Annotated in this window: 3 protein-coding genes; all 3 read right to left on the bottom strand. The window is 43.7% G+C overall.

From position 1 onward, the window contains the following. Positions 1–2,767 (bottom strand): DUF6443 domain-containing protein (locus DDR33_RS24720; protein WP_202913843.1); only part of this gene is annotated, 2,767 nt, incomplete at its 3' end. An 11-nt stretch (positions 2,768–2,778) separates the two neighbouring features. Next, entirely contained in the window at positions 2,779–5,781 is a 3,003-nt protein-coding gene (locus DDR33_RS24715; protein ID WP_109418470.1) for a hypothetical protein, read from the bottom strand. 884 nt (positions 5,782–6,665) lie between these two features. After that, positions 6,666–6,965 (bottom strand): RHS repeat-associated core domain-containing protein (locus tag DDR33_RS24710; RefSeq protein WP_317047475.1); only part of this gene is annotated, 300 nt, incomplete at its 5' end.

Raw genomic sequence — 6,965 nt, 5'->3', positions numbered from 1 at the left:
TATGGCTGCGCATGCTGCTGAGCAACTCGTGTGTAAAGCTGTAAGTATTATCTGTTTCGTCATAATTCCCTTCAGCCAGTGCTCCTCCCTTGTAATGCTGGCTCACGTTCTTCGTTACCCGTGCTTCTTCATCATAATAATTCACATTCCACAACAGTTTTGAGGGATTGTTAAGCACTGCCGTACGGGCCGCCGTCGGCAAGCCTTTCGTCTTCTGGCTATACCCTGTCCTTTTGTAGCTATCGGGCAGACCGGGGATCTCGTAACTATCGTAGTAATTTACGTTAAGCACAGTAGTAACTACTTGAGGGTAACTTCGGATTTCATATCCAAAAGGAAGCACAGAAGTATTCTTCAGGTCCCATTGCGGAGCATTATACACCTGTGCCTTCAAATCGGCAGCACTAATGGAAGACTGCCACAATCCACTCATCACCAATCTACCGAGTCCGTCGTACTTGTTTACCAGCCATTCATTTCGTAACCGTTGCTCCCCGTCCTGGGTGGCTACTACCTGATCCAGCTTATTGTAGACCATGTACTCCCAGTCCTTCCCCGGGATCTTCTTTGCTGTCATCCGGTTGGCTTCATCGTACCGGTACTGATAACACAGCTCATTCAGGACGGCGGTTGCCGGAAGACCACCGTCTGCCTCTGCCTTCGGGGGAAGCACATAGCATAAATTGCCGAAATCATCATATACGTAATACGTCGACAAGGGAGTATCCTGATCTTTCCAGCTTCGTTTGAGCACTACACGGCCTTCCTTGTCCTTGTATTCCTGTATAGTGCCTCCCCTGCCGTCTGACTCCTTCCAGTTTTCATCTTTCTGGTCGTTCACATACAACTGACTTTTTCCGTAACTTCCTTCGTTTACCAGCGTCTGGCTGTTATTGCTTCCAGTACTCACCCCAAATTGGCGCGCCCAGCGACGACTGCCGGTACTCAGGTTATCAGCATCGTTACTATAATAGGCACTACGTACGGTATGCCCTGAGCCCAATTGCCACCCGGTCCCGGGTGCTCCCTGCTCTGTTACACGGTTCAACGGAGAGGCTTCAAACCGGGTCTCTGCATAGGGAGCCGGTGTGCGCGGAACGCCTCCGGGAAGTTCCGGATTGGTTCCCCCGGAAGGGTTATAGAAACCGGACACGCCTGCACCAGCCTGAAGAGCATCTGGTTTATAGCTCCCATTATTGCTGCCCGAAGCGTAGGGAAGGTATTTCTTTGCTTCACGGCTATATGCATCATATTCATTTGGCACCACAATGTCCTTGCTTCCATCGCCACTGCCTTTAACCTGTACCGTCTGAAGAGGCCTTCCGAGTCCGTCGAAATACCGGACTGATGCGCTTAACTTACAGATACTGGCATATTCAAACTGAGCGATATTGCCCATTGGCGTTCTTGGCCTCCACGTAACGATATGGTTTTGATTCTGACTAAATGCGGCTGCCAGTGGTAAGCAGGGATCATTGATCAGCACTTCCAGATTGGTTTCCAGAGGCTGGGAAACTCCCTGTGATCTTTCAGACACTATATAATAGGTACCAGCCGCCAGATCTTTCTCAATCAACGGGGACCAACCATTTGATGGCGGTTCCCATGTAGCAGAGCCTAATATAGTTCCGCCGCCGTTCAATAACCAAATATAGCTCTCATACATACTTGCACTATGCCGGACTTTTACCCTGCCAGGGTTGACAAGCCGGAACTTATAATAGATATCATTAGCTGGTGAACCAAAATCGTCCCCCAGGCAGTCTTCATTCAGATTTTTCGAATCCTTTACCATTCCCGTGCTGCTAAAGCTCCCGAAATCAATAGCATTAGCCATTATAGCACCGGGAGATCGCTGACCTTGGCCCTGTACATTTAAACTCGTTTTAATGTTTCCTGATTGCTGACCGTTTCCCTGAACGACCACATAGTAAAAGCCCGCGTTTAGAGTTGCCTGCAGATATGATTGATTTCCGGAACATCCTACGGGGCTGTTATCGTTTGACATCACATGGCCTCCATTTCCATCCAGCAAATGCAGGTAGGTGTCAATGGAACTACCACAGGTAGATATCGATACCGCAGCGTTAGCACTCAAATAAAACTTATAGTAGATATCATTGCTTTGCTGTGAATAAGGGCCATTGTAATTCACTCCCATACAGGCATCAGCACTATTACGGGTGTCACTGAAACTGCCTCCGCAACTATTTAATCCTCTTACCGCAATGGCATTTTCCATCGTAGCTCCTTCTGGTAATGTACCGGAAACAAGGGGAGATACGAATAAACTATAGTTACCTAAGTTATTACCGTCATCACCAACCTCTACCGCAATATAATATGTTCCAGAGGGTAATCCCCGATATTGCAGATTCAACAGGGACCCATTACCATAAGAATCCGGATGCGGAGTAATCTCCCCTCCACTACTATTCAGTAAATGTGCCCAGGCGTCGTAGTCTGCATCTACAACAATTTCAATATCTGCGCTACCTGTCACTGTAATGGTATACCAGACATCGGGAGCCGGGTTGGCCCAATAATTATTGCCAAAAGTCGTACCATCATACCACCGATTATTTCCAGCCTGTGCAAAAGAGCCTCCCCCGCATGTTGTATAGTTACCGGCAAAAATAGCATCAAGAGAACTGGTACCTGTTTGACTGATTACTTCTTGTGAATACAAAAAAGGCAGTGAGAACACTATCGCACGAATGATAATCAGAAAATTCTGAAGTATTCTTTCTATTACTGAAATCTTCATCTTCTATAAGGTTATGGTTTGAAATGATATTGATAGTTCTCCAAAATATCTCCATTATCGTTCCTGATTATTTTAAGCCGTTGAAAGGTATCATATTCATAGGAGAGAGTCCGGCCTCGCTCATCCGTCTGGCTGGTCATTCCCACCAGGGGCTTAAATGTATAAATAGTTACCTTGGCTCCTTTCAGCAACGAGTTGTCCCGCAAGGCACTAAGTACGACCAGATCATCTGCAGAAGGCTCTGATTTATTTCGCAGGTTAGTTATTAAACTCTCAGATCCATCATTTAAAGCAGCTTTTACGTCTTCATAAAGGGCGTTCTGTATCTGAGCAACAGGATACCTGCCCTTATAGCTCCAGAGATAAACTATTGGAGTACCATCTTTAAGGGTCTGGCTGCGAAGGGTATTATCTGAATTATAAACATTCGAAACCTTTTGGGTAAATGTAAACGGGGATTGGGCATTGAATGCAATATCCAGTCCACCCGCTTCGGCTTTATATGTAATCTGCGGCAATCCTTTTTCATTGTACTGTATCTGTTCTCCTGTTATAAGTTTGCCATTCTTGTAGCTTCTAACATCAATCGGAGAAAGAATATGCTGTCCCTTCAATAAAGAAAATGTATTTCCATATTCTGGAGGATAGTAATAGCGGGTTCTGACTTCCTCATCCTTACTGCTGTAATCACGGCTCTCAGTAAGCTGTTTATGCTCTACAGCATTGTAATAAAGATTTTTTGTGGTTCTAGTAATGCTCCCGTCATTATTATAGACGCTGGAAACCTGTCTTACAGGCTTCACCATCCCTCCAATATCGTAGTAACGGGCGTAGAAAAATCTACCTTCATCTACCTGAGCAATTTTATATCCAGGAACAGCTTTTAGTGCACGGATCTCATAATAGATGGAATCCTCGGCTAGCAGCACATTCTCCTGAGAATAAGTCCTTTTTGTCTGCAAGTGCCCCCGCCGCCAGTCATTGTTAAGAAAATACGGAAAAGGAAACACACAGGTAGCCCCACTCATGGAACGAACAAAAGGCGGATACCCTCCCCTGCCGTAGGTATCAATAAAGGCGGAATAAAAGTAGCCTGGAGTTGATATTCCATCGATTTCTTCACGATTCCCATCCATGAAATCTTCATCATAACTAAAGTCATAAATTGTCCAGCCATTACCGGGAGAGGATTCTTTTACAGAAAGATAATAGGCATTCGCCCCCGAACCGAGCAGCAATTGAGGAGTTCCATCTGCCTTCAATATACTCTCATTGCTCTTTGCCAGAGCCTCGGGAACCCCAAAACTCATCAGTATCTCCGGATTACCATACATGCCCAAGTCAGGTGCATATTTATGCCAATACCATGTATAGTAAGAATTATCCAAAAAAAGGCACCGCCCTCCCGAACCTCTATAGTTATCATATTCGTAGTTCGTAATTTTTGGTGCACTTATGCCGTCTCCTTTTTCAATTTGTCTGACCTTTAATCCCCCGGATAGCGGCGTTCCGGATCCATCACTCTCATGCGGCTCAAATACAAAACCGGTATAACCACCAGTAGGATAAATTATCTTGTTAAGCGCACACGCCTTTACTGCCTCGGCATCAGGTTCACGTCTTCCACCATTTGTAACAGCATAGGTTAAGGAAGGATGTCCCTCATACTCTCCTAGAGCAAGATTCCATTCGTCCCTGTGGAAAGGCTTATCCGCCGGGTTACCAGGAAAGATTGTGCTATTAAGAGAACCATTATAATATCCCCAGTGATCCTGGCTGGGTGATAGTCTGTATGGCAAGTTATAAATGTCATCAGTTTCAGGATTGTTGTCTCCAAAATACTCAAAACGATAAGCGTTATCCATTTGTCCCTCCGCAGATATTTCCTGAAAGGAATCCAGCCGCAATCGAAAGTTTAAGAACGACCTCGGATCCCCGGTTCCATAAACAGGAAATTTATGTCTGTTATTAGCCTCAAAGTAGCTGTAATTAAACTTAAATTTTTTAATTTGCTCCTGCTTGTTACTGTATAAAATAAGGTAATCAAGCTGATTGGCTATATAACCTTCGCTATCTCGCCTCGGAATGCTTGATGTAATAAATTCAACATAATTACCTAAGGGATCTTTTATCTTTTTAGGAATAATAGAAGATATACCATAATGCATACTGACACAAGGCTCGGTGTATATTTGAGGAAGAGAGTGCGTTACAGAATTAATGGCAAAATAAGCCTGACTATAACAACGTTGCTGGTAAAGCCGGGAAGTGATTCCACCCGTAGTATACTCAATTGTTATCTCTCCACCGCTTGGCCCTGTAATCTTCGAAAGGTACCAGGCGCTAATATAAGGAATACCTCCGCTTAGAGCGCCTGAGAATTCCATCTCCTTAAACTCATACTTAACTCCTTTTTCATCTGTGATAACAAAGTAATCGTTAGTGTTTGATCCGCTGGCTGAACCACGCAAAAACGCTACCTGAAAATCTTCGTATTTTGTAAGAACGGCATTAGCATCTCCGTCCAGAAAAAACTTTCCTGCCCGGCCATTGAAATTATAAAAAAATATATCTGCTCCGTTATCCGTCCCATTTGTACTTACTGCGATATTCAAATCAGACCTCATTAGATCGTAATAATTGGCAGGTGAGCTACCATCAAAATCAGTCAGAACAGTTCTGTGAACAAAGGCATTATTATAACCACTATAACCATCTGGCAGTCCCCGTACTTCCCTTGTAATAACCCCACCTGCGTTTAATGCCCATCCAAGCCCCACCCAGGTAGCTTCCTGATCCACTTTTATACCGGAAGCATGATATGAAAGAGAAATATCCAGATTGACATCTTTATCTGAAAAGTTCAATATAGGCAAGTTAATCTGAGGTATTCCCGATGAAAGATCCACCGGTACATCACCGTATCTGCCAAGCTCATACGTGTTGGGGGCAAAAATCTGAAAGTTGCCATGCCCTGAAGTTTGCGCCTGAAGCTTCAATATATACAAAGGCATTAAAAACAAAATGAAGAAGAAACAGAACGATCTGCTTCTGTATAAAAGATATTGCTTGTCACTACAAGCTGATTTACATAATAAAAGGATTCGCATTGAAGGTTTTTTAAAGGTTCTCTTATGATTTAAGTTAGGACTAAAAGGCACTAAAAACACATACTATTTTATCAGCAGTATTGTTCAACCAGGGAAGTGACTCAGGATATACTTCTTCATTTGCCTTCTTTGCACTCTAAAAAAGTTACATTTCTCTTATATATACGGCAATAGAATTAGCAAGTTCTTAACGTGGTTGTTGAGCCGACGTGGTCCAGCCAGGTCTTTTAGGTACTATTCGTTTCGAGGAGCTCAATTGAAACAAGCACTTGGGTTTTCATGCAATACAGTTTATTTCTTCTGGTTATTAAATGGATGTTTAACATCCCTTTATTGGTTTATTCAGTAGTTACAATGGTGTTATTTTAACAATGCTGGATTGACCAGCTTTGGTTATTTATATATTAATATCTCTTTCTTACAAAAACAAGGAATACAATTGATTATGTTAGTTAAAAGCATTTTTCCTTCAATCCAGAAAACAAACTCTTTTAAGTCAAATTAAAGAAATAAGGCCAGTAAAATCTGTTCAACTTTTTGTCGATTTGTCTCAATTTACGAAAGACATAGCCCAACAGAACATTAGAATTCATTATAGAAGCCCCTGTCCAATAAAATACGGTGTAAGTGCCAATACATTACCTTCAGTGTGTTTAAATAATCTTCAGAAATATAAAGAAGGTGACGCTTCAGTTTATTATCAGATATCCCTTTTTTTATGAGAAATTAACGGGGCATTCAAGTTCCTTTTAGGCTGTAAGATTTTGTGTATATGTTACCTCTCCCTACTACTCCCCGCCATGCGGCGGCAGCGCCTCCAGCTTCTTGTCCCCCAGCGGGTCATTGCACATCACCGGGTTGTTCCCCGAATAATGATACGTGCTCACCGCGTCCGAAGCTTCCGCCATCGGGTCTACCCCCAGGAAACTCCCCAGGGCCGCATCATAGTTCCGGTAATACGTCTGGTAATAGTCCGGAAGGTCCCCGTAGTCGTTCTGCCACTCCGAGCCCCCGTTGTACAGGTTCCTGTTCGGCTGGGTGGGAAGGCTGCCCCCCGGCATCACCAGCCCGTAAGGGTAATAGCTGTT

It is taken from the genome of Pararcticibacter amylolyticus (assembly GCF_003130405.1).
Classification (GTDB): Bacteria; Bacteroidota; Bacteroidia; order Sphingobacteriales; family Sphingobacteriaceae; genus Arcticibacter; species Arcticibacter amylolyticus.
The sequence above is the reverse complement of the archived record's forward strand: the minus strand, read 5'-3'. Positions and strand labels throughout refer to the sequence as shown.

Bases quoted from the DNA above. Each gene is read 5' to 3' on its own strand.
- DDR33_RS24715 (WP_109418470.1), bottom strand. From the start codon at position 5,781: ATGCCTTTGTATATATTGAAGCTTCAGGCGCAAACTTCAGGGCATGGC.